At 75.2% G+C, this 23,081-nt stretch carries 17 protein-coding genes, 1 pseudogene and 1 riboswitch; of the genes and pseudogenes, 11 read left to right on the top strand and 7 right to left on the bottom strand.

Features of this window, described 5'->3' with window-relative positions:
• Positions 1-21 precede the first annotated feature (21 nt).
• A complete protein-coding gene (locus IE287_RS22610) occupies positions 22-270 on the bottom strand; it encodes a type B 50S ribosomal protein L31 (protein ID WP_189850977.1) in 249 nt (82 codons plus the stop codon).
• A gap of 136 nt (positions 271-406) precedes the next feature.
• Positions 407-2,950, bottom strand: coding sequence for a SpoIIE family protein phosphatase (locus IE287_RS22615; protein WP_189850978.1), 2,544 nt, complete (start codon positions 2,948-2,950; stop codon positions 407-409).
• A gap of 129 nt (positions 2,951-3,079) precedes the next feature.
• Here IE287_RS22615 and IE287_RS22620 point away from each other — a divergent pair, with 129 nt between their 5' ends.
• The 3 genes from IE287_RS22620 to IE287_RS22630 all read left to right on the top strand — a co-directional run bounded on the left by IE287_RS22620 (position 3,080) and on the right by IE287_RS22630 (position 6,345).
• Entirely contained in the window at positions 3,080-3,844 is a 765-nt protein-coding gene (locus IE287_RS22620) for an alpha/beta fold hydrolase (protein WP_189850979.1), read from the top strand.
• A 140-nt stretch (positions 3,845-3,984) separates the two neighbouring features.
• On the top strand, positions 3,985-4,908 hold the full coding sequence (locus IE287_RS22625; protein ID WP_189850980.1) for a universal stress protein: 924 nt from the start codon (positions 3,985-3,987) through the stop codon (positions 4,906-4,908).
• Between the two features lie 132 nt (positions 4,909-5,040).
• A complete protein-coding gene (locus tag IE287_RS22630; RefSeq protein ID WP_189850981.1) occupies positions 5,041-6,345 on the top strand; it encodes a phosphoribosyltransferase family protein in 1,305 nt (434 codons plus the stop codon).
• Here the strand turns inward: IE287_RS22630 and IE287_RS22635 are convergent.
• Positions 6,339-7,244: a transglycosylase SLT domain-containing protein gene (locus IE287_RS22635; RefSeq protein ID WP_189850982.1), complete on the bottom strand. Its 906-nt coding sequence runs from the start codon at positions 7,242-7,244 to the stop codon at positions 6,339-6,341. The genes IE287_RS22630 and IE287_RS22635 overlap by 7 nt on opposite strands.
• Before the next feature lie 4 nt (positions 7,245-7,248).
• Positions 7,249-7,406: riboswitch (cyclic di-AMP (ydaO/yuaA leader) on the bottom strand.
• A 351-nt stretch (positions 7,407-7,757) separates the two neighbouring features.
• Here IE287_RS22635 and IE287_RS22640 point away from each other — a divergent pair.
• Complete coding sequence (locus IE287_RS22640) at positions 7,758-8,396, top strand: DUF6197 family protein (RefSeq protein ID WP_229883653.1); 639 nt, start codon at positions 7,758-7,760, stop codon at positions 8,394-8,396.
• 6 nt (positions 8,397-8,402) lie between these two features.
• Here the strand turns inward: IE287_RS22640 and IE287_RS22645 are convergent.
• Positions 8,403-10,439: pseudogene (locus tag IE287_RS22645) on the bottom strand (phosphocholine-specific phospholipase C).
• A gap of 302 nt (positions 10,440-10,741) precedes the next feature.
• Here IE287_RS22645 and IE287_RS22650 point away from each other — a divergent pair.
• Positions 10,742-11,608, top strand: a complete 867-nt coding sequence (locus IE287_RS22650; protein ID WP_229883654.1) for an SDR family NAD(P)-dependent oxidoreductase — start codon at positions 10,742-10,744, stop codon at positions 11,606-11,608.
• A 141-nt stretch (positions 11,609-11,749) separates the two neighbouring features.
• Here the strand turns inward: IE287_RS22650 and katG are convergent, their stop codons facing one another.
• Positions 11,750-13,972, bottom strand: coding sequence for a catalase/peroxidase HPI (katG, locus tag IE287_RS22655; protein ID WP_189850983.1), 2,223 nt, complete (start codon positions 13,970-13,972; stop codon positions 11,750-11,752).
• Positions 13,973-14,237: 265 nt separating this feature from the next.
• Here katG and IE287_RS22660 point away from each other — a divergent pair, with 265 nt between their 5' ends.
• The 6 genes from IE287_RS22660 to IE287_RS22685 all read left to right on the top strand — a co-directional run bounded on the left by IE287_RS22660 (position 14,238) and on the right by IE287_RS22685 (position 20,576).
• Positions 14,238-14,651 carry a Fur family transcriptional regulator gene (locus IE287_RS22660; RefSeq protein ID WP_189850984.1) on the top strand — a complete coding sequence of 138 codons (414 nt, stop codon included), beginning with the start codon at positions 14,238-14,240 and terminating at the stop codon, positions 14,649-14,651.
• Between the two features lie 677 nt (positions 14,652-15,328).
• A complete protein-coding gene (locus tag IE287_RS22665; protein WP_189850985.1) occupies positions 15,329-16,429 on the top strand; it encodes a C45 family autoproteolytic acyltransferase/hydrolase in 1,101 nt (366 codons plus the stop codon).
• 164 nt (positions 16,430-16,593) lie between these two features.
• Complete coding sequence (locus IE287_RS22670; protein ID WP_189850986.1) at positions 16,594-17,634, top strand: NAD(P)-dependent alcohol dehydrogenase; 1,041 nt, start codon at positions 16,594-16,596, stop codon at positions 17,632-17,634.
• Positions 17,635-17,761: 127 nt separating this feature from the next.
• Positions 17,762-18,718, top strand: a complete 957-nt coding sequence (locus IE287_RS22675; RefSeq protein WP_189850987.1) for a GlxA family transcriptional regulator — start codon at positions 17,762-17,764, stop codon at positions 18,716-18,718.
• A 125-nt stretch (positions 18,719-18,843) separates the two neighbouring features.
• Entirely contained in the window at positions 18,844-19,839 is a 996-nt protein-coding gene (gene gap, locus IE287_RS22680) for a type I glyceraldehyde-3-phosphate dehydrogenase (protein WP_189850988.1), read from the top strand.
• 80 nt (positions 19,840-19,919) lie between these two features.
• Positions 19,920-20,576, top strand: a complete 657-nt coding sequence (locus IE287_RS22685) for a DUF7691 family protein (RefSeq protein ID WP_189850989.1) — start codon at positions 19,920-19,922, stop codon at positions 20,574-20,576.
• Here the strand turns inward: IE287_RS22685 and IE287_RS22690 are convergent.
• Both IE287_RS22690 and IE287_RS22695 read right to left on the bottom strand, forming a co-directional pair.
• A complete protein-coding gene (locus IE287_RS22690; protein WP_189850990.1) occupies positions 20,566-21,690 on the bottom strand; it encodes an acyl-CoA dehydrogenase family protein in 1,125 nt (374 codons plus the stop codon). The genes IE287_RS22685 and IE287_RS22690 overlap by 11 nt on opposite strands.
• Entirely contained in the window at positions 21,687-23,060 is a 1,374-nt protein-coding gene (locus IE287_RS22695; protein ID WP_189850991.1) for an MFS transporter, read from the bottom strand. The genes IE287_RS22690 and IE287_RS22695 overlap by 4 nt, the downstream gene beginning before the upstream one ends.
• Positions 23,061-23,081 lie beyond the last annotated feature (21 nt).

The raw sequence follows: 23,081 nt of genomic DNA on the forward strand, positions 1-23,081 counted from the left end.
GCCCCGGTCTCCGGGCGCCGCTCAGCCGCCCTCGCCGAACCGCCGCTCGAACTTGGCGATCCGCCCCTCCGTGTCCACGGTCCGCGCCTTGCCCGTGTAGAACGGGTGGCTCTCCGACGAGATCTCGACGTCGATCACCGGATACGTGTTGCCGTCGTCCCACTCGATCGTCTGCGCGCTCGTCGCGGTCGACCGGGTCAGGAACGCGTACCCCGCCGAGCGGTCGCGGAAGACCACGGGCCGGTAGTCGGGCTGCTTGTCCTGCTGCACGGGGCCTCCTCGCCTCGGACGGCCGCCGCGCGACCGTCCCCTCCGTCCGGCCCGAACGGCCCGGACCTCCCCAGCCTCGCCGCGCCGGCCGGCGCCGACCAGCGCGCCGACCCGACCGGGTGAGCGGCCCGCGCCGCTACCAGCGCGCCGCCAGCAGCAGCGCGATGTCGTCCGGCCGGTCCGACGCCCGCACCGCCTCGTGCATCAGCCGGTCCGCCGCCTCCGTCAGCGGCAGCGACCCCGTCGACGCCAGCGTCCGCCGCAGCCGCTCCACGCCCTCGTCGATGTCCGCGCCCGGCCGCTCCACCAGCCCGTCCGTGTGCAGCGCCAGCACCGCGCCCGCCTCCAGCCGCAGCCGCGTCACCGGATACGCGGCACGGGCGTCCACCCCGAGCACCACGCCGCCCGCGACGTCCAGCACCTCCGCCGTCCCGTCCGGCCGGCGCAGCAGCGGCTGCGGATGACCGGCCCGCACCGCCCGCACCTCGCCCGTCCGCTCGTCCAGGACCATGTAGCAGCAGCTCGCGAACTGACCCGGGTCCAGGTCGATCAGGAGCCGGTTGGTGCCCCGCACGACCTCCTGCGGCGGCAGCCCGCTCAGCGCGAACGCGCGCACCGCGCTCCGCAGCTGACCCATCGTCGCCGCCGCCGCGACCCCGTGGCCCTGCACGTCCCCGATCACCAGCGCCAGCTCGCCCCGGGCCGTCTCCACCACGTCGTACCAGTCGCCCCCCACGTCCATCCCCTGCGTCCCCGGCAGATAGCGGCCGACCGTCTCCACGCCCTCCCGGACCGGCAGCCGGTGCGGGAGCAGGGCGTCCTGGAGCCCGCGCGCCACGGCGGCCTCGGAGTCGTACCGCTGCGCCCGTTCGAGCGCCTGTGCGATCAGTCCGGCCAGTGCGGTGAGCACCGAGCGCTCCTCCGCGCTGAAGTCGCGCGGCCGGTCGAAGCCCAGGATGCACGAGCCGACGGGTCGGCCCGAGGCGATCAGCGGCAGGAACGCCCGCGCCCCCGTCTGCGCGTCCAGCGGCAGCTCCGGATAGGTCCGGCCCAGGATCTCCATCGACTCGAAGAACAGCGCCCGGCCGCTGGTCAGCGCGTCCACCCCCGGCACCCGGGCGTCGAGCGGGGCACCGTCGAACCGGTCCAGGAAGCCGGGCGGGAAGCCCGTCTCCCACGCCAGGTAGAGCCGCCGGTCGCTCAGCAGGTAGATCGCCAGCTGCCGGCCGCCGAAGGCCGGCAGCAGCTCCTCGGTGACCACCGCCGACACCTGGCGCGCCGTCACCGCCTCCGTCAGGGCGATCGCCAGCGCCACCGGCCGGTAGAGGGACGCGGCCCGGGTGTCGTCGGGCCCGAGCCCGTCCCCCGGCCGCGGCACCGGCGCCGGGGGCGGGGACGGATGCGGCGGCGGTACGGAGGCGGGCACGGTCACCTCCGGGGCGCCGGCCCCCTCGGGCAGCGGCTCCTCCTCCGGCACCAGCACCATGGTCACGCCGTCCCGGCCCGGGTACAGCGACACCGTCAGCCACCGGCCCTCGTCCGGGCGGGCCAGGAAGCGCACCGGCTCGCTCGACAGCAGCGCCGCCCGCAGCTGCTCCTCGTGGAAGGGGTGCGCGAACCACGGCAGCGCCTCCCACAGCGGCCGCCCGGCCAGCGCCCCGCGCGGGCGCCCCAGCAGCCGCTCGGTGAGGTCGTTCAGATAGGTGATCCGGCCGAGCCGGTCGACGGCCAGGATGGCCCGCGGCAGCCGGTCGGTGGCGTCCGAGCCGATCAGCCCCGTGCCCAGGTCCACCAGGGCGCCCGCCAGATGCCCGTGCCCGTCCGCCCCGACGAACCGGGAGCGCGCCGACACCTCCAGGAGGTGCAGCCCGCCGTCCGGGCCCTTCAGGCGCAGCCGGCGCACCCCGCCGCCGTCCGCCGTGCCGGTCCGGCGGGCCGCCGCCCACAGGGCGTAGCCGTCCTCCGGCTCCAGCCGCGAGGTCAGCGCCTCGATCGGCAGCGGTCCGCCCTCCCGCACCCCGAGGATCGCCCGCAGCCCGTCGTCCATGGTCACGGTCCCCGCCGCCAGGTCCCAGTCGAAGGAGCCGAAGCGCACCGGCGGCACCGAGCCCGACGGCAGCTGGACGCAGATCGGGTCGCCCGGCCAGCGCAGGTCCGTGCCGGCCGCAGCCAGCCCCGCGAGCACCTCCCCGAGCCGCAGGCCCACCCGGGTCGCCCGCTCCCGGTCCCGCGCCCCGACCGGCAGGCCCGGAGTCGGCGGCCGCAGCACCACCAGCACCCCGAACCGCTCCCGGCCGGCGGCCACGGGGACGTACAGCGAGGAGAACGGGAAGGGCAGGCTCGCCACCAGCTGCGGGAACCGCCGCATCGACTCCTCGACGTCCGACAGGTAGACCGCCTGCCCCGACCGGTGCACCTCGGCGACCGGGAAGGGCCGGTTGGTGTGCATCCGCGACCAGGGCCGGAACAGCTCGCCCGGCAGCCCCGCCAGTACCGAGAGCCTCAGCAGTCCCGGCGTGCCGGAACGCAGGTACACCCCGCCGGCGTATCCGCCGACCGCTTCCACCACGTCCGTCGCCGCCTCCGCGAGGGCCTGCGTCAGGGCCTGCGGAGGCGTGCCGGGGGGCGGGTCGTGCGCCGTCACACAGCCAGCATGCGCCCGCCCCGAAACCCGCCGCATCCCGGAGCGCCCCCGCGGGGCTGTTGACCCGGCGCTTCCGGACCGTCACACTCGGTCGTCGTCCGCCGCCGTCCCGGGAGGGCGGACGACCCCATCGTCCTCACCACCACCTCGCGCCCAGGGGGCACCATGATCGGCCGGGTACTTCCCTACGACGTCCACGGCGACGGCCCGGAGAGGGCCCTCGTCCTCCACAACTGGTTCGGCGACCGCAGCAGCTTCGACCCGCTCCGCGCGCACCTCGACGGGTCGGCGGGCAGCTACGCCTTCCTCGACTGCCGGGGCTACGGCGAGGCGCGGGACGCCGAGGGCGCCTACACGATGGAGGAGGTGGCCGCGGACGCCCTGGCCGTCGCCGACGACCTCGGCTGGGACTCCTTCTCCGTCATCGGGCACTCGATGGGCGGCAAGGCGGCCCAGCTGATGCTGCTCGACTCGCCCGACCGGGTGCGTTCGATCGTCGGCATCTCGCCCGTCTCCGCCGCGGGCTTCCCCCTGGACGAGGAGAGCCGGCAGCTGTTCGCCGGGGCCGCCGACGACCCGGCGCTCCGCCGGGTGATCATCGACCACACCACGGGCGGCCGCCGTCCCGGCCCCTGGCTCGACGCCGTCGTCGACCGCTCGGTGAGCCGCTCCTCGACCGCCGCGTTCCGCGCCTACCTCGACTCCTGGTCCGGTCCCGACTTCCACGAGCGGGTCCGCGACAACCCGACGCCCGTGCTGCTGGTCGTCGGCGCCCACGACCCGGCGCTCGGCGCCGAGGCGATGGAGACGACCTGGCTGCGCTGGTACCCCAACGCCCGCCTCGAAGTCCTCGCGGAGGCCGGCCACTATCCGCCGGAGGAGGCGCCCGAGGACCTCGCCCGGGCCATCGAGGCCTTCCTCGCCGCCTGACCCCGGGGACCGGGACCTCCCGCGGGGCCGCACGGGACTTCCGGCCCGCGTGGCGCCCGGCCGGCCGGGCAGTCGACGGGTGTACTCGATCACGAGGGCACCCGCGACCGGCGGAGCACGACCGGAAGGAAGAACAGGCGATGGGGCGCAGCGAGGAACGGGCCACGACACCGCGGAGCACCGGCGGGCAGGCGCCCGGCGTGCCGTTCGTCCTCGTCGGGACGGACGGTTCGCCGTCGGCGCTCCTGGCGGTCGAGACGGCGGCGCGGGAGGCTGGACGGCGCGGCGCGCGGCTGGTCGTCGTACACGCCTTCATCTGGCCGCTGTTCCGCGTCGGCCTGGAGCCCTCCCTGTACGGCCCCACCGAGAGCGGGCTGCGGCGGCAGGCGCAGATCGTCCTGGACACGGCCGTGGCCCGGGCCGGGGCGGCGGCCCCCGGTACGGAGGTCTCCGGCGAGCTGATCTCCGGCGAGCCGCTCGTGGTCCTCGCCACCCGGTCCCGGGGTGCCGAGCTGGTGGTCGTCGGCAGCCGGGGGACCGGTGCCTTCTCCGGACTGGTGCTCGGCTCGGTCGCCGTCCACCTCGCCGCCCACGCCCGGTGCCCCGTCCTCGTGGTGCGGGGCCGGGAGGAGCCCGACGGGCCGGTGCTCCTCGCCGTCGACGGGTCCCCGGACTCCGACGCGGCCGTCGACTTCGCGTTCGCCGAGGCGCGGGCGCGCGGCGCCGCGCTCGTCGCCGTCCACGCGTGGGCCCCGAGCTCGGGCCCGGTCGACCCCACCCCCCTCTTCCACGGCGCCGAGGAGGTGCACGCGGAGGCCGCCCGGGTCCTCGACGCGGCCCTGGCCCGTGCCGCCGAACGCCACCCGGGGGCGACCGCCGAGCCCCGCCTGCTGCGCGGCAGGCCCCGCGAGGTCCTCCTGGAGGAGAGCGCGGGCGCCCAGCTGCTCGTCATGGGCGCCCGGGGCCGCGGCGGCTTCGCCGGTCTCCTCCTGGGCTCCGTCAGCCAGGCCCTCCTGCACCACGCCGACTGCCCGGTGGCGGTGGTGCGGAGGGACGCGGGCTGAGAGGGGGCTGCCGGGCGGGGCGTGGGTCCCGGCCGGACCCGCCCGCCGTCCGTCGACCCGGACCTGGGGTGGTGGGACCCTGGAGGAGCGGACGGGTCCGCGCGGGGGGTGCCCACCGGGAAGGGGCGCTTCATGTTCTTCGCCGACCGGGTCGACGCGGGGCGGCGGCTCGCCGCCCTGCTCGGTCATCTCAAGGGACGTGACGTCGTCGTCCTGGGGCTGCCGCGCGGCGGGGTCCCGGTGGCGGCCGAGGTCGCCGAGGCCCTCGCCGCGCCGCTGGACGTCTGCCTCGTCCGGAAGCTGGGCGTGCCGAGCCGGCCCGAGCTGGCCATGGGGGCGATCGGCGAGGGCGGGGTGCGGGTGCTCAACGAGCGGATCCTGCGGGACGCGGGCGTGGACGCGCGGGAGCTGGCCGCGGTCGAGGAGCGGGAGCGGGCGGTGCTGGCCGCCCGGGCCCGGCTCTACCGGGGCGGCCGTGAGCCGCCGCCGCTGGACGGGCGGACGGTGGTGGTCGTCGACGACGGGCTCGCCACCGGCGCGACCGCGCTGGCAGCCTGCCGGGTGGTGCGCGCCGGGGGCGCGGGGTGGATCGTGCTCGCGGTGCCGGTGGCGCCGCACGGCTGGACGGCCCGGCTCGGGGGCGAGGCCGACGAGACGGTCGCGGCCCGGACGCCCGACGGGTTCGCCGCCGTCGGACAGTTCTACCGGGACTTCGACCAGACGCCGGACGCCGAGGTGGTGACCCTGCTGGAACGGAGCCGGGCGGCGCGGAGGCCGGCGGTCCGGCACACCGCCGTACGGATCCCGGTCGGCGGGCCGGTGCTGGCGGGCGACCTGGCGCTGCCCGACGAGGCCGGCGGACTGGTCCTCTTCGCGCACGGCAGCGGGAGCGGACGGCACAGCCCGCGGAACCGGGCGGTGGCGGCGGCGCTGAACGGGGCGGGGCTCGGGACGCTCCTGTTCGACCTGCTGACGGAGGACGAGGCGGCCGACCGGGAACGGGTCTTCGACACCCCGCTCCTCGCCGGGCGGCTGGCCCGCGCCTCCGCCTGGGCGGCCCTGGGGCCCGGGACGGAGGGGCTGCCCCGGGGCTACTTCGGGGCGAGCACGGGCGCGGCGGCCGCGCTGTGGGCGGCGGCCGAGCCGGGGGACGACGTGGCCGCCGTGGTGTCGAGGGGCGGCCGGCCCGACCTGGCGGGGGAGCGGCTCACCGGGGTGCGGGCCCCGACGCTGCTGATCGTCGGCGGGCGCGACGAGCCGGTCCTCGGCCTCAACCGGCGGGCGCGGGAGCTGCTGCGCTGCGAGAGCGACCTGGCGGTCGTGCCCGGCGCCGGGCACCTCTTCGAGGAGCCGGGGGCCCTGGAGGAGGTGGCGGCGCTCGCGGCGGCCTGGTTCGCCGGCCGCTTCGGGGCGGCGGCCGGCGGGACGGGTCAGTAGGCGCCGTTGACGTTGTCGATGGAGCCGTACCGGTCGGCCGCGTAGTTGCAGGCGGCGGTGATGTTGGCGACGGGGTCGTACGGGTCGAGCGAGGTGCCCGGCACGTGGTACGCCGCGAAGGTCGGGTCGATGACCTGGAGCAGGCCCTTGGAGGGGGTGCCCTTGGCGGCGTTGGAGTCCCAGAGGTTGACGGCGCGGGGGTTGCCGGAGGACTCGCGCATGACGTTGCGGAGGATGCCGTCGTAGGAGCCGGGGATGCCGTAGCGGGCCATGACGTCCAGCGACTCGCGGATCCAGCCGTCGAGGTTGTCGGCGTACCGGGTGGCGGCGGCGGGCACGGCCCGGACGGCCGCGGTTTGCGCCTGGGGCTGCTCGGCGCGGGTCTGCGCGGCGGGGGCGGCGGCGCGGTGCGCGGAGCGGCTCGCCCGTTCGGCGGAACCGGAGGCGGCGGGCTTCGCCGTCGCCTTGCGGGACTTCGGCTGCTGGGCCGGGGCGGCCTTCGCGGAATCCCGACGAATCGTCAGTTCGAGACCGGGGTGAATGAGTGACGGATTGTCACCCACGGCCGTCCTGTTCGCCTGGTAAAGCGACTTCCAGCCGCCCTGAATTCCCTTTCGGTGGGCGATCAGGGAAAGGGAGTCGCCCTGCACCACGGTGTAGGCGCGCGGGGCGGCCGGCGCGGCGGGAGCGGCCGCGGGGGCCTGGACGGCGGCGGTGGCCGCGGTGCGGACGGCCTGGGTCGCGGCGAGGGGCGCCGTGCTCGGGGCGGCGGGCTGGGCGCCGGCCGTGGCGGGCACGACGAGGGGCAGGGCGAGGGCGACTCCGCCGGTGCCCGCGAAGGCGATGCCTCGGGAGACGGGGCGGCGTCGGGGGCGGCGGTGCTTGCCGTGAGCGGGCATGACGGATTCCTCTCCGGCGCCTGCGAGGTGAGCTGTCGGGTTCGGACGGGAGGTGTCCGGCCGCGCGCACGCGGCTTCACCCCGAGCCGTTCCGGATGGCCGGACCGGCGGTGTGGTGGGTCCCCCGCTCCTGCCGTCGGGTGAAATGGGAGGTCTTCCGGGCGGTGGCAGGATTCGGCGGTCCGCCCGAATGGAGGTGACCGTAGGCGAGGAATGCGGCGGGGAACAAGACGTGAATGCGGGAGAAAAGGAAAGGCAAAGATCGACCGGCCGGAATTCAAGATCGACCCTTCCGGTCCTGCTTCCGGATTCCCTTGCGCCGCACGGTCCGTGGGGAAGCGGGGAGCCGTCGCGGAAGGGGCGGAGTGAGTCGCGTCACTGGGTGTGCTATGTCCGAATAGAGCGCCCCATTCCCTTTGTGGAATTGTGGGCCGTAATGCCCCCGGCCGAAGTGGCGGGCGACACGGGGGGTCATATGTGGCAAACCGGACAATCATCACTAATCATGTGGGAATGTCGCTTCCCGTCCTGCCGCCCGCCGTCCCGCCCTCCGCCGTCCCGCCCTCCGCCGTGCCGCTCGACCCCGAGGCCCTCGACCGCGCGGCGGCCCGGCTCTACGAGAGCGCCGTCCTGGAGGGGCTGCTCGCACCCGCCCCGGCCGGCGCGGAGCCCGCCCCCGAGGCCTGGCGCGCCCTCCTCTCCCTCCCGGTGCACCGGCTCGTCGCCGACGCGCTCGACGCGCTGCCCCCGGCCCCGCCCGCCGAGCGGCCGCTGCCCGGCCGGATCGGGGCCGTCCTCCCGGACCGGCTGCACGCCTGGCGCCGGATCGGCCGTTCCGACGTGCGCCCCTCGGTCCACCTGGCCTACGCGCGCCGGGTGCTGACCGAATGGGGCTGGCAGAACACCCCGTACCGGCTGCGCGACGCGCGCGGCGCGCGCTGTCTGTGCGGTGCGCTGCTCGCCGCCCACCGGCTCGGCCACGGCAGCGCCTCGACCATGAACGAGTCCGGCGCCTGGATCATGGCCGAGCTGCGCTCCCGGGGCTGGCACGGCCTCATCGGGCCCTGGAACCGGGCCCCCGGCCGCACCGCCGAGGACGCGCTCGCGCTGGTGGACGCCACGATCCGGCGCGCCGCCCTCGCCGGGCGCTGAGGGGCGTCAGCCGGTCACGCTGGGCGCGCCGGTCTCGATGTGGCCGGTGTACCGGCGCGACCAGGTGCCGTCGACGTCGGCCAGGACGGTGAAGTCGTACCAGCCGTCGCTGTACGCCACCGCGTTGAAGAAGTCCTCCCGCGAGGAGCCGGCCGGGACGGTGTACGTCCACGGGCCGTCCGTGCGGTAGGCGTTCGAGCGGACGGTGAAGGTGACCGGGCCGCCGGAGGCGTTGGAGAGCCGGAACCAGATCGCCGTCTTCCCGGTGCCCGGCTCGACGGCGAAGCGGGCCGCCGCCTCGATCGCCCCGCCCGCCTTGGAGGCGTCGCCGACGAAGCGGCGCAGGAAGCGGTTCGGGCCCATCATCGAGATGTCGTACTTCCCCGAGCCCGAGCCGAGCCCGATGGTGAAGTAGTCGGTGGCCGTGGTGCCCGGGTCCACCGTGTACTGCCAGGCGGCGGTGGCGCGGTGCTGGTGCGGGTGGATCGAGAAGTGGGCCGCGCGCCGGGCCTCCGGGCCCTGGTTGGTCATCGAGAACCAGGCGAGGATCTTGCCGGCGGCGCCGAACTCGAAGCGGTCCAGGTTGCCGTTGGGCTGGTAGGGGAGGGCCCGCGCGGGGCGCCTGCCGGGCTCCTGGGCGGGCAGCGCGTTGTTCTGCGGCACGGGGTTGGGCAGCGGGGCGCAGGCGTCCATGCCGATGACCTTCGCCGTCGCGGGGAGCCCGGCGGGGACCCCGTACACCGGGTGGGCGAAGTCGAAGACGCCGGTCAGGTCGCCGGTCACCCTCCGCCGCCAGGCGGAGATGTTCGGGCAGACCGCCGGGGTGCCGAGGGCGGCGGTCCAGGTCTCCAGGAAGCGCAGCACCGAGGTGTGGTCGAAGACCTCCGAGCTGACCCAGCCGCCGCGCGTCCACGGCGACATGACCAGCATCGGCACCCGGAAGCCGAGGCCGATCGGCACGCCGTCGAGGTACTCGCCGGGGGTTCCGGGCGGTGCCACCGGAGGCGGCACGTGGTCGAAGAAGCCGTCGTTCTCGTCGTAGTTGAGGAGGAGCACGGTCGAGTCGAAGACCTCGGGGTCCGCCGCCAGGGCGCGGTGGACCAGGTCGACGAAGTGGGCGCCGTCGCCGGGCGGGGCGTACGGGTGCTCGGAGAACGCCTCGTTCGCCACCACCCACGAGACCTGCGGCAGGGTCCCGGCCACGACGTCGGCGCGGATCGCGGCGGCGATGTCGTCGGGGGTGGAGCCGGTGACCTTCGGGACCGAGGCCATGCCCCGGTCGTGCAGCGGATCCCCGGGCCGGGCGTCGGTGAACCGCCGGAAGTAGGCGAGGCCGTTGTCGCCGTAGTTGTCCTGGGCGTTCTGGTACACCCGCCAGCTGACGCCCGCCCGCTGGAGCGCCTCCGCGTACGTCTCCCACGTCAGCCCCGACTCGTCCCCGCCGTCCTTGCTGGAGGCGTCGATCCGCCCGCTCCACAGGAAGGTGCGGTTGGGGCCGGTGGCGCTGAGCGCCGAGCAGAAGTAGGCGTCGCAGACCGTGTAGTGGTCGGCGAGGGCGTGGTGGAAGGGGAGGGACGCGCGGTCGAGGTGGCCGAGGGTCCGGGTGCTGCCCACGCCGGTCACCCAGTTGTCGAGCCGGCCCTGGTTCCAGGCGGCGTGCTGCGAGGTCCAGCTGTGCGGCAGGTCGCCGTTGCACTGGGCGAGGGTCTCGCCGTCCACCCCGCCGGCCGGAGGGGTGTCGCCCAGCCGTCAGGGGAACTGCCGACCGCCCCAGTTGGGCTGCTGGAAGGTGCCCCAGCCGCCGGGGATGTTCCCGGCCGCCCGGTCGCCGAAGCCGCGCACGCCCCGGAGCGTGCCGAAGTAGTGGTCGAAGCTGCGGTTCTCCTGCATGAGGACGACCACGTGCCGGACGTCCCTCAGGGTGCCGGTCGCGGCCCGCGCGGCGGCCGAGGCCGTCGCCGGCGGCAGCGCCGCCCCCGTGACGAGTCCGGCGCCGAGTCCCGCGCCGATGCCGACGAACCCCCTGCGGCTGATGGGAAGCATGCCCCGCCCCTCCTGTCACGGTGTGCCCCTGCGGCACGTCGGCAGTCATGATGGGGGAGCGGTCGCCAAAGGCATACGCCCGTGCGGTAAGGGGTTGGTGAACGGCTGGATGCCGTGCCCCGGCGCTGGTCCGACCTGTCGAGGAATGGGTGTCAGGCACGACCAATAGGATCCCCGGCGGGTGAATCCTCGTCCGGGGCTCCCTCCTCGTCCCGCTCCGGGGCCCGCCGAGCCTGGTGGTGCCCACACCAGGGTCGGCGCACTCTCCCCAGCGGCGCACCCGACCGGGCACCCTCGTGATCATGACTCAGCAGACGTCCATGACAGGGACCGAACTTCCGCACCACCACACCACCCTCGTCACCGGAGCCACCCAGGGCCTCGGCCGGGGCATCGCCCTCGATCTCGCCGCCCGCGGCGGCACCGTGCTCCTGCACGGCCGCGACGCGGGCCGGCTCGCCTCCGTCGCCGCCGAGGTCCGCGCCCTGGGCGCCGGCGGAGAGGTCCGCACCCACGTCGCGGACCTCTCCGACCTCGGCGAGGTCGCGGACCTCGCCCGGCGGGTCCGGGAGACGGAACCCCGGCTCGACGCGCTCGTGCACAACGCCGTGGCCGGCGGCGGCGCCCGCCCCCTCGTGCGCGAGGTCTCGGCCCAGGGCCACGAACTGCGCCTCGCCGTCAACCACCTGGCCCCGTACGCCCTCACCCGGGGGCTGCTGCCGCTGCTCGCCGCCTCGGCCCCGGCCCGGATCGTCAACGTCGCCTCGATCGGGCAGGAGGCCGTCGACCTCGACGACCTCATGGTCGAGCAGGGGTACGAGGGGCTGCGCGCCTACTGCCGCAGCAAACTGGCCCTGATCATGGCGACCTTCGCCCTCGGCGCCGAACTCGACGGCAGCGGCGTCACGGTCAACGCCCTCCACCCCGCCCACCTCATGGACACCGAGGGCGTCCGCGCGTACGGCCTCACCCCGCTCGTCGGCATCGAGGAGGGGGTCGGGCCGACCGTCCGGCTCGTCGTCGACCCCGCGCTCGACGGGGTCACCGGACGGTACTTCGACCGGTTCACCGACGCGCGGGCGCACGAGCAGGCGTACGACGTCGAGGCCCGCCGTCGCCTGATGGCGCTGACGGACGGCCTGGTGGCGGCGGCGGTGCCGGGCGTCTGACGGCCCGGTACGGGAGCGGCGGGCGCCGGGGGGGGCGGGGCCGGACAGGGGCGCGCCCCCGGGACCGGGGGACGGTCGCGGGGGCGCGGGGTGCCGGGGCCGGCCGGATCTCGGCGGCCGGCCCGGGCGGGGCGGTACGGCTCAGCGGAGGTCGAAGCGGTCCAGGTCCATGACCTTGGTCCAGGCCGCGACGAAGTCCGTCACGAACTTGTCCTGGGCGTCGTCGCTCGCGTAGACCTCGGCGAGGGCGCGGAGCTCCGAGTTCGAGCCGAAGACCAGGTCGGCGCGGCTGCCGGTCCACTTGACCTCGCCGGCCGCGTCGCGGCCCTCGAAGGTGTTCGCGTCGCCGGAGGTGGCCGACCAGGTGGTGCCCAGGTCGAGCAGGTTGACGAAGAAGTCGTTCGTCAGCGCGCCCGGGGTGGCGGTGAGGACACCGAGGGAGGTCTGCGGCGCCGTGATGCCGAGGACGCGCAGGCCGCCGACGAGGACGGTCAGCTCGGGCGCGCTCACCGTGAGCAGGTTGGCGCGGTCGACCAGGAGGTACTCGGCGGGGAGGCGGACGCCCTTGCCGAGGTAGTTGCGGAAGCCGTCCGCCTGCGGCTCCAGGGCGGCGAAGGACTCGATGTCCGTCTGCTCCTGGGTGGCGTCCACGCGACCCGGGGTGAACGGCACCTCGACGGTGCGGCCCGCGGCGGCGGCGGCCTTCTCGACGGCCGCGGAGCCCGCGAGGACCACGAGGTCGGCGAGGGAGACCTGCTTGCCGTCGGCGCGGCCGGTGTTGAAGGACTCCTGGACGCCCTCCAGGACGCGCAGGACCTGGGCGAGGTCCTCGGGGTTGTTGGCCTGCCAGCCGCGCTGGGGCTCCAGGCGGATGCGGCCGCCGTTGGCACCGCCGCGCTTGTCGCTGCCGCGGAAGGAGGAGGCCGAGGCCCAGGCGGCGCCGACGAGCTGGGCGACCGTCAGGTCCGAGGCGAGGATCTTCTCCTTGAGGGAGGCGACGTCCGCCGCGTCGATCAGCTCGTGGGTGCGGGCCGGCAGCGGGTCCTGCCAGGCGAGCTCCTCCGACGGGACCTCGGCGCCGAGGTAGCGCACGACCGGGCCCATGTCGCGGTGGGTGAGCTTGTACCAGGCGCGGGCGAAGGCGTCCGCGAACTGCTCGGGGTGCTCGTGGAAGCGGCGGGAGATCTGCTCGTAGACCGGGTCGAAACGGAGCGACAGGTCGGTGGTGAGCATGGTCGGGAGGTGCTTCTTCTCCGGGTCGTACGCGTCCGGGATGATCGCCTCGGCGTCCTTGGCCACCCACTGGTGGGCGCCCGCGGGGCTCTTCGTCAGCTCGTAGTCGTACGCGAAGAGGTGCTCGAAGAAGTCGTGGCCCCACTGGGCGGGCGTGGTGGTCCAGGTGACCTCCAGGCCGGAGGTGATGGCGTCGGCGCCCTTGCCGGAGCGGTAGCTGCTCGCCCAGCCGAAGCCCTGGGCCTCGATCGGGGCCGCCTCCGGGTCCGCGCCGACGTTGTCGGCGGGGCCGGCGCCGTGCGCCTTGCCGAAGGTGTGGCCGCCGGCGATGAGGGCGACGGTCTCCTCGTCGTTCATCGCCATCCGGCGGAAGGTCTCGCGGATGTCGCGGGCGGCGGCGACCGGGTCCGGGTTGCCGTTGGGGCCCTCGGGGTTGACGTAGATGAGGCCCATCTGGACGGCGCCGAGGGGCTCCTCCAGCTCGCGGTCGCCCGAGTAGCGCTCGTCGCCGAGCCAGGTGGTCTCCGGGCCCCAGTAGACGTCCTCGTCCGCCTCCCAGACGTCCTCGCGGCCGCCGGCGAAGCCGAAGGTCTCGAAGCCCATCGACTCCAGCGCCACGTTGCCGGTGAGGATCATGAGGTCGGCCCAGGAGATGCTCTGGCCGTACTTCTTCTTCACCGGCCACAGCAGACGGCGGGCCTTGTCCAGGTTGCCGTTGTCCGGCCAGCTGTTGAGGGGGGCGAAGCGCTGCTGGCCGGCGCCGGCGCCGCCGCGGCCGTCGCTGATGCGGTACGTGCCCGCGCTGTGCCAGGCCATGCGGATCATGAAGGGGCCGTAGTGGCCGAAGTCGGCCGGCCACCAGTCCTGGGAGGTCGTGAGGACCTCGGCGATGTCCTGCTTCACGGCGGCGAGGTCGAGGGCCTTGAACGCCTCGGCGTAGTCGAAGTCCTCGCCGAGCGGGTTGCCCACGGCCGGGTTCTTGGCCAGGATCCGCAGGTTGAGCCGGTTCGGCCACCACTGGCGGTTGCCGCCGCCCTGGGTGGGGTGCGCGGCGCGACCGTGGGCGACGGGGCAGCCGCCGGCGCCCTCGGCCTTCACGTCGCCGCCGGGTGCATCGAGGTTCTCAGACATGGGTATTCCTTCCGGACACGCGCGGGAAGGCCGCGGACACGGAGACCCGACGAGGCGGTACCGCCCGGGGCTCTCCCCGGAGGCGGTACGTCACGTCCTCGTCCCCCGCCGCGCCCGGGCTCTTCCTGTCCCTTGGCCATCAACAAAACTGATCCTACAATGGACTAAGTCTAAGTCAAGAACAACGTCAAAGAGGTGACGCCGGAACCGGAGCGCAGGACTGCTCCGCACCCCGGTCCTCGCCGATAAGGAACAGGTGGGCCCCATGAGTGACCTGCTGGAGCGGCTGCGCGCCCGCGGCTGGCGGATGACGTCGCAGCGGCGTGTCGTCGCGGAGGTCCTCGCCGGCGAACACGTGCACCTCACCGCCGACGAGGTGCACGCCCGCGCCGCGGAGCGACTTCCCGAGATCGCCCGGGCGACCGTCTACAACACGCTGGGCGAACTCGTCTCCCTCGGCGAGGTGGTGGAGCTCTCCACCGACGGACGCGCCAAGCGGTACGACCCCAACGCCCACCGTCCGCACCAGCACCTGGTCTGCACCGAGTGCGGCACCATCCGCGACGTCCGCCCCAGTGGCGACCCGCTCGCCGTCCTCCCCGACTCCGAGCGCTACGGCTTCACCGTCTCCAAGGTCGACGTCACCTACCGGGGCCGCTGCCCGTCCTGCGCGGGGTGAGGGACGGAGGGGCGCGCCCGTCCGCGTCGACCGGGCCGGCGGCGCGGGGCCTCGGCCGGCCGGGCGCGGCGTGGTCCGGCGGGCCCGGGGTGCTGCGTGGTCCGGCGGGCCCGGGGTGCGGTCGGGCGGGGCGCGGGGGTGTGGTCCGTCCCTGCCGGGTGAGGGGTGGGTGGGTGGCCCGCGGGCGCGTCGGGGGAGGTTCTCGCGGGTCGCGTCCGGTTTCCCGGGACACCCCGCCCGCGCCGTCGGGTCCGTGCGTTCCGGTCGTGGGGCGGATCCTCGGGCGCACGCCCGCATCGCCGCGCTTTCGCGCGGCCCGGCACCGTCCTCGGCACCCGCGCCGACGGCGCGCCCGTCGCCGCTCCGTGGACCGTACCGTCCCGTGCCGGTCTGCCCGCCGCCGCTCCGTGATCCGTACCGTGCCGGCCTGCCCGTCGCCGCTCCGTGCCGGCCCGTCCGCCGTCGCTCCATGGCCGTCCTGTGCCGTGCCGGCGCGCCCGTGGCGGCGGCCCCGGCGCCGGGGCCGGAGGGCGTGCCCGTCCGGGGGCGTACGGCTTCCGCGGGGCCCGGGGCGGGGCGGCTTGACGGTCGTCCGACCGGCGCTGTTGGATGGGGCGCATCATATTGGTCGTGAGGCCAATAAAGCCTTCGCCCCGATCTCCGTCCAGGGAGCCCCCGTGTCCCTCTCCGCGTTCCCCCGGCCCGAGCGCCGGCTCCACGTGGCCGTCGACGCCGCCGATCCGCGCGAGCGGGGACGGCTGCGGGGGGCCGGGATCGCCGAGGGGCTGCGGACCGCCCTCGACGTCTACGACCGGCTCTTCGCCCTCGCGGAGATCCCCGGGGCGGTCGTGCGGGACGACGCCCGCCGGGCGCTCGACGCGGTCGACGCCTTCCGGCCCGCCCTGCGCGAACAGATCGAGGGGATCGCCGAGGGGGCCGGCGTCGAGCCGTGGCGGGTCGCCGCGCTCAACGCCCGCACCGAGATCCTGGCCCGCGGCCGCGCCGTCCCGCCCGGCGAGTGCTCCACCGTCGTGCGGAGGGTCCCCGCCCCCGGCGGCGGCACCACCCACCTCGGCGTCCAGACCTGGGACTGGCACGTCGAGCTCGGCGGCTCCTGGCACACCGTCGACTCCGCCGGAGGCGCCCACCGGTACGTCGGCCTCACCGAGCACGGCATCCTCGCCAAGATCGGGGTCAACAGCGCAGGGCTCGCCCTCCACTTCAACATCCTGGGCCACCGCGACGACCGCGTCGGCGGCCTGCCCGTCCACGTCCTGGCCGCCCTCGTCCTGGAGGAGGCGGACGACGCCGCCCACGCCGTCGAACTGGTCCGCTCCGCGCCGCTCGCCTCCTCCGGCTCCTTCCTCCTCTTCGACGAGGAGCGGGCCGTGCTCCTCGACCTCAGTCCCGAGGGCGTCTTCGAGGTCCCGCGGGCGGCCGACGGCACCCATCTGCGGACCAACCACTTCCTGAGCCCGCGGCCCGCGCGCCACGAGAAGACCTGGCTCTACCAGCCCGACTCGGGGGAGCGGTACGCCTTCCTCCGCGACCGGCTCGGGCGGTCGCCGGCCGAGGGGCGCGACGACCTGATCCGGCTGCTCGTGACCGGCCCCGGCGAGCCCCCGGTCACCTGCGTGCCGGACCCGGAGGTGCCGCTCGGGCGCCGCTGGGCGAGTCTCGCGACCGTGCTCCTCGACCCGGCGGAGCGCGTCGCGCGGATCCTCGACGGGACTCCGGCGGAGCACGCCGACCGCCCCTGGTACACGCTGCGCGCCTGACCGCGCGGCCGCCCGACGGATCCCCGCGAATGGGTGTAGATTGCATCTATATCCGCCGGGCGGGGACCGCCGCGCGCATGCGGTGGTCCGGCCGCACCAGGAGAAGGCGCGCCCGCCCGTCCCGCGGCCGAGGCGCCCCAGCGACGCCGGAGAGGAACAGCGCCATGAAGGCCTTGCAGTACCGCACCGTGGGTGCCGCCCCCGAAGTCGTCACCGTCCCCGACCCGGAACCCGGCCCCGGGCAGGTCCTCCTCGAGGTCACCGCCGCCGGCGTCTGCCACTCCGACATCGCCGTGATGAGCTGGTCCGCCGAACAGCTGCCCTTCCCGCTGCCCCTCACCCTCGGCCACGAGGGCGTCGGCACCGTCGCCGCCCTCGGCGACGGCGTCACCGGCTTCGCCGAGGGCGACTCCGTCGCCGTCTACGGCCCCTGGGGCTGCGGGAACTGCTTCATGTGCGCCCAGGGCAAGGAGAACTACTGCCTGCGCGCCACCGAGCTCGGCATCCGGCCGCCCGGCCTCGGGGCCCCCGGCGCCATCGCCGAGTACATGATCGTCGACAGTCCCCGCCACCTCGTCCCGCTGAACGGCCTCGACCCGGTGAAGGCGGTGCCGCTCACCGACGCCGGACTCACCCCCTACCACGCCATCAAGCGCTCGCTGCCGAAGCTCGTCCCCGGCTCCACCGCCGTCGTCATCGGCGCCGGCGGCCTCGGCCACGTCGCCGTCCAGCTGCTGCGCGCCCTGACCGCCGCACGCGTCGTCGCCCTCGACGTCGCCGAGGAGAAGCTCGCCCTGGCCAGGACCGTCGGCGCCCACGAGACCGTCCTGTCCGACTCCGCCGCGGCCGCCACCGTCCGCGAACTCACCGGCGGACGCGGCGCCGAGGTCGTCCTCGACTTCGTCGGCGCCCCGCCCACCACCGCCTCCGCCGGAGCCATGGCCGCGGTGGAGGGCGACGTCACCATCGTCGGCCTCGGCGGCGGCGCCCTCCCCGTCGGCTTCGGCGCCCTCCCGTACGAGGTCGGCGTCACCTCCCCGTACTGGGGCACCCGCGCCGAGCTCATCGAGGTCCTCGACCTGGCCCGCGCGGGCGCCGTCGACGTCCACACCGAGACCTACGGCCTGGACGACGCCCCCGAGGCGTACGAGCGGCTGCACGCCGGCCGCGTCGGCGGCCGGGCGGTCATCCTCCCGAACGGCTGACCGCGCCCCCGCGCGCGGGGCCGGGACGGTCCCCGGACCGTCCTCCGCGCACGCGCGCGTGCGCGTGCGCGGAGGACAAGGACGGGGAGGCGGCGGGGCCCCGGCCGGCGCCGCGTAGGCTCGTGACGTGCCACCCACCCGTCTGTACCGCGTCGCCGTCCTCGTCCTCGAAGGCGCCAAGCCGCTCGACGTCGGCATCCCCGCCCAGGTGTTCACGACCCGCGCGAGCATGCCCTACGAAGTCCGCGTCTGCGGGGCGGTCCCCGGCCCGGTGGCCGGCGGCGACGGGTTGTCGTACGACGTCGCCCACGGCCTCGACGCCCTCGCCTGGGCCGACATCGTCTTCGTCCCCGGCTACCGCTTCCCCGACCGCGAGGACCCGCCGCCGGCCGTGGTCGAGGCGCTGATCGCCGCCCACGCCCGCGGGGCCCGGCTCGCCGCCATCTCCACCGGCGCCTTCGCCCTCGCCGCCACCGGCCTCCTCGACGGCAGGCGCGCCACCACCCACTGGCACTACGCGCGCGCCCTCGCCGAGAAACGGCCCCTCGTCCAGGTCGACGAGAACGTCCTCTTCGTCGACGAGGGCAGCGTCCTCACCTCCGCCGGCGCCGCCTCCGGCATCGACCTGTGCCTCCACATCCTCCGCGGCGACCTCGGCGTCGGCGCCGCCAACCACGCCGCCCGCCGGCTCGTCGCCGCCCCCTACCGCAGCGGCGGCCAGGCCCAGTACGTGCCCCGCAGCGTCCCCGAGCCCCACGGCGAACGCTTCGCCGCCACCCGCGAATGGGTCCTGCACCACCTCGACGAACCCCTTACCCTCGACGTCCTGGCCCGGCACGCCGCCGTCTCCCCGCGCACCTTCTCCCGCCGCTTCGTCGAGGAGACCGGCTACACCCCCATGCAGTGGCTGCTCCGCGCCCGCGTCGACCGCGCCCGTGAGCTGCTCGAACGCTCCGAACTCGGCGTCGAGCAGATCGCCGCGGAGACCGGCCTCGGCACCGGCGCCAACCTGCGGATGCACTTCCAGCGGATCCTCGGCACCACCCCGAGCGACTACCGGCGGACCTTCACCCGGGGCGACTGACCACCGCCGGCGCCCCCCGGCCGGACCTTGGCGCGATCCTTGCGGACCATGGCGATCTCGCCCCTGCCGCGCGGCGCCGCGGCGCGCGAGGCTGGGTCACGAAGAAACGGAAGGGACACCGCATCATGACTCGCATCGCCATCAACGGTTTCGGTCGCATCGGCCGCAACGTGCTCCGCGCCCTGCTGGAGCGCGACACCACGCTGGAGGTCGTCGCCGTCAACGACCTCACCGAGCCGAAGGCGCTCGCCCGTCTCCTCGCCTTCGACTCCACCTCGGGCCGCCTCGGCCGCCCGGTCTCCGTCGAGGGCGACACCCTCGTCGTGGACGGCCGCCGCATCAAGGTCCTCGCCGAGCGCGAGCCGGCCAACCTCCCCTGGGGCGAGCTGGGCGTCGACATCGTCCTGGAGGCCACCGGCCGCTTCACCAGCGCCAAGGACGCCCGCCTCCACCTGGACGCCGGCGCCAAGAAGGTCCTGGTCAGCGCCCCCTCGGACGGTGCCGACGTCACCCTCGCCTACGGCGTGAACAGCGACACGTACGACGCCGAGCTGCACACGATCGTCTCGAACGCCTCCTGCACCACCAACGCGCTCGCCCCGCTGGCCGCCGTCCTCGACGAGCTGGCCGGCATCGAGCACGGCTTCATGACGACCGTGCACGCCTACACCCAGGAGCAGAACCTCCAGGACGGCCCGCACCGCGACGCCCGCCGCGCCCGCAACGCCGCCGTCAACATCGTGCCCACCAGCACCGGTGCCGCCAAGGCCATCGGCCTGGTCCTGCCGCAGCTGGACGGCAAGCTCTCCGGCGACTCGATCCGCGTGCCCGTGCCGGTCGGCTCCATCGTCGAGCTCAACACGACCGTCTCCCGCGAGGTCACCCGCGAGGAGATCCTCGACGCCTACCGCACGGCCGCCGAGGGCAAGCTCGCCGGTGTCCTGGAGTACTCGGAGGACGAGCTGGTCTCCTCCGACATCACCGGCAACCCGCACTCCTCCATCTTCGACGCCGCCCTCACCCGGGTCGACGGCCGCCACGTCAAGGTCGTCGCCTGGTACGACAACGAGTGGGGCTTCTCCAACCGCGTCATCGACACCCTGCTGCTGCTCGCCGGCTGACCCCGCGTCACCCGTCGCGACGCCCCCCTCGGCACCGGCCGAGGGGGGCGTCGTCAGTGCCGCGTGCCAGCATGTCGATCATGAGCCGAATCATTTCGTACACCAGCGGCGACCGCGCCGAGGCCGTCGCCTACCTCGGAGCGGCGGACCGCCTCACCGACGAACAGCGGCGCGTGCTCCCCCTGATCCGCGAGCGGTGCGAGGCCGGCCAGCGCGACCTGGACCACCAGGGCCTCGACTGGGACCTGACGATCCCCGAGGCCCTGGAGCACCTGATCGAGGGCCGCGCCGACGCGCCGGGGACCTACGCGGGCAAGGCCTACGCCCGGGCGCTCCAGCACATCATCGACTACTGCGGCTCCGACCCCTCCGACCTGGGCGTCTACTCCAAGCCCAGCACCTTCTTCGGCCTGCTCGACGAGCAGTTGAAGCAGCACGGCGTCCCCGCCGGCCTGCTGCCGCACGGCTTCCTCTTCTCCGGCCCGCCGGACGAGATCCCCTTCCCCGTGCCGTACGCGATCGACGGCCCCGACATCGGGATGCTGCCGCTCGCCCAGGCCAAGCCGGCCGTCGACGCCTACCGCGCGGTCCGGGAGAAGATAGACCCCGACTTCGTCTACGACCTCGATCTCCTCATCGAGAAGCTGCAGTTCGAGCACGACGAGTGGGAGTCCACCAAGGCGCGCGGCCTGGACTGGTACCACCACGACACCCTCTTCTTCTCCATCAACGGCTGACGGAGAGGGAGTCGGCGACCGGGACGGGGCCGGGGACCGGGTCCGGCAGGCCGAGCGCGGTGGCCAGGCGGGAGCGGTGCCAGTGGGGCGGGCCGAAGAGCCGCGCGGAGCCGTGGGCCCGCTTGAAGTAGCGGTGCGCGTCGTGCTCCCAGGTGATGCCGATCCCGCCGTGCAGCTGGATCGTCTCGCCGGCCACCTCGGCGAACGCCTCGGAGCAGACCGACTTGGCGGTGGCCGCGAGCCGCGTCAGCTCCGGACCGCGCATGCCGTCCGCGGCGGCGAAGGCGGCACCCAGCGCGGCGGAACGCGCCGACTCGACCCGGACGTACGCGTCCGCGAGCCGGTGCTTCACCGCCTGGAAGGAGCCGATCGGGCGCCCGAACTGCACCCGCTCCCCGGCGTGGGCCACCGTGATTTCGAGGCACCGCGCCGCCGCGCCGACCTGCTCGGCGGCGAGCGCCGTGCAGGCCAGATCGAGGACGTGCCGCAGCACCCGGCCGCCGTCGCCGTCGGTGCCGACCAGCCGGCCCTCGGCCCCGGTGAGCACCACCCGCGCCTGCGCCCGGGTGGAGTCCATCGGCACCGTCTCCTCGCGGACGACCCCCGGTGCCCCGCCGGCGACCGCGAAGAGCGACACCCCGGCCCCCGTCCGGGCGGCCACCAGCAGGGTCCCGGCGCGGGCCCCGTCGAGCACGTGCTCCTTCACCCCGGTGAGCCGCCAGCCGCCCCCGGGTCCGGCGACGGCCCGGGCCCGGACCGTCCCGGGGTCCCAGGAGCCGCCCTCGGCCCAGGCGAGCGCCGCCGTCGCCCCGCCCGAGACGAGCCCCGGCAGCAGCGCGGCGCACTCCTCCGCGGAGCCGGAGGCCAGCAGCGCCTGCACCACGAGGACGGCCGAGCCGAGGTACGGGACGGGGCTCAGCTCCCGCCCCAGCTCCTCCATCACCACGTGCACCTCCACGGCCCCGCAGCCCGCGCCGCCGTACTCCTCCGGGACGGCGAGTCCCGCGACGCCGATCTGCTCGGCCAGCGGCCGCCAGGCCGCCTCTCCGGCATGGCGCCGGAGCAACTGCCGCACGGCAGCGCGCAGTTCCTCCTGCTCCTCGGTGAACCTCATGCCTCTGCTCCCTTCTCGACGGCGGGTGCGGTGGGGATCGTGGAGGCCACCGGGTCCTCCTCGGACAGGTCCCGGCCCCGGGTCTCGCCCGTGTGCCGGATCGAGAGCGCGGTCACCAGCCCGCAGCCGACGGCGAGCACCGCGAGCGGGGTGCTGCCGGCGCGGTCCGCGAGCAGCCCGCCGGCGAGCAGCGGGGTGAAGCCGCCGCCGATCAGGGCGGCCAGCTGATAGCCGAGGGAGGCACCGGTGTAGCGGACCCGGGTGCCGAACAGCTCGGAGAGCAGCGGTCCGAGCGGCGCGTACATCGCGGACTGCGCGATCTGCCCGAGGGTCATGCCCAGGACGAGCAGCGCGGGCGCCTTCGTGTCGACGAGGGCGTAGACCGGGAAGGCGAGCACGACGGCGCCCGCCGCCCCGCCGAGCACGACGGGCCGCCGCCCGACGCGGTCGGAGAGCGCGGAGAAGAGCGGGATGGAGACCAGGCCGGCGAGCGAGGTGACGACCATGCCGGTCATCACCTGCGAGGTCGTGTAGCCGATGCCGGTGGCGTAGGTGAGCATGAAGGTGCTGATCAGCGCGGTCAGGGCGAAGGGCCCGATGCCCACGCCGCAGGCGAGGGCGAGGGTCCGGGGCCGGCGCAGCACCCGGGCGAGCGGGGGGCCGGCGCCGCCCCCGCCGCGGCCCTCCCCGGCCGACCGCCGGAAGAGCGGGCTCTCGGTCACCGAGAGGCGCACGTACAGACCGACGGCCAGCAGCACCGCGCTGAAGAGGAACGGCAGCCGCCAGCCCCACTCCAGGAACGCGGAGCGGGGGAGCAGGGACACCAGGGCGACGGCGACGGTGGAGAGCAGGAAGCCGAGCGGGGACCCCATCTGCATGAGCCCGCTCCACAGGCCGCGCCGGCGCGGGTCGGCGTGCTCCACGACCATGAGGGTCGCGCCCGCCCACTCGCCGCCGATGGCGAGGCCCTGCACGACGCGGAACAGCACCAGGAGGACCGGGGCGGCGACGCCGACGGTCCCGTACGTCGGCAGCACGCCGATGAGGAAGCTGGCCACGCCCATCAGCACCATGGTCAGGACCAGCATGGACCTGCGGCCGAGCCGGTCGCCGAAGTGGCCGAAGACGGCGCCGCCGAGCGGCCGGGCCACATAGCCGGCGGCGAGCGTCCCGAAGGCGGCGATGGTGCCGGTGAGCGGATCGTCGCCGGGGAAGAACAGCGGTCCGAAGGCGAGCGCCGCCATCGTGCCGTACAGCAGGAAGTCGTAGTACTCGATGACGGTGCCGAGCAGGCTCGACAGCGCCACCCGGCGCAGCAGCGCCGGGTCCGGCCGTCTCTCGGGGGCGGGTGGGGAGGGTGCGGCGGACATGGTGCTCCCGGGTGCGGTGGG

This window comes from Streptomyces omiyaensis (assembly GCF_014650895.1).
GTDB classification, from domain to species: domain Bacteria; phylum Actinomycetota; class Actinomycetes; order Streptomycetales; family Streptomycetaceae; genus Streptomyces; species Streptomyces omiyaensis.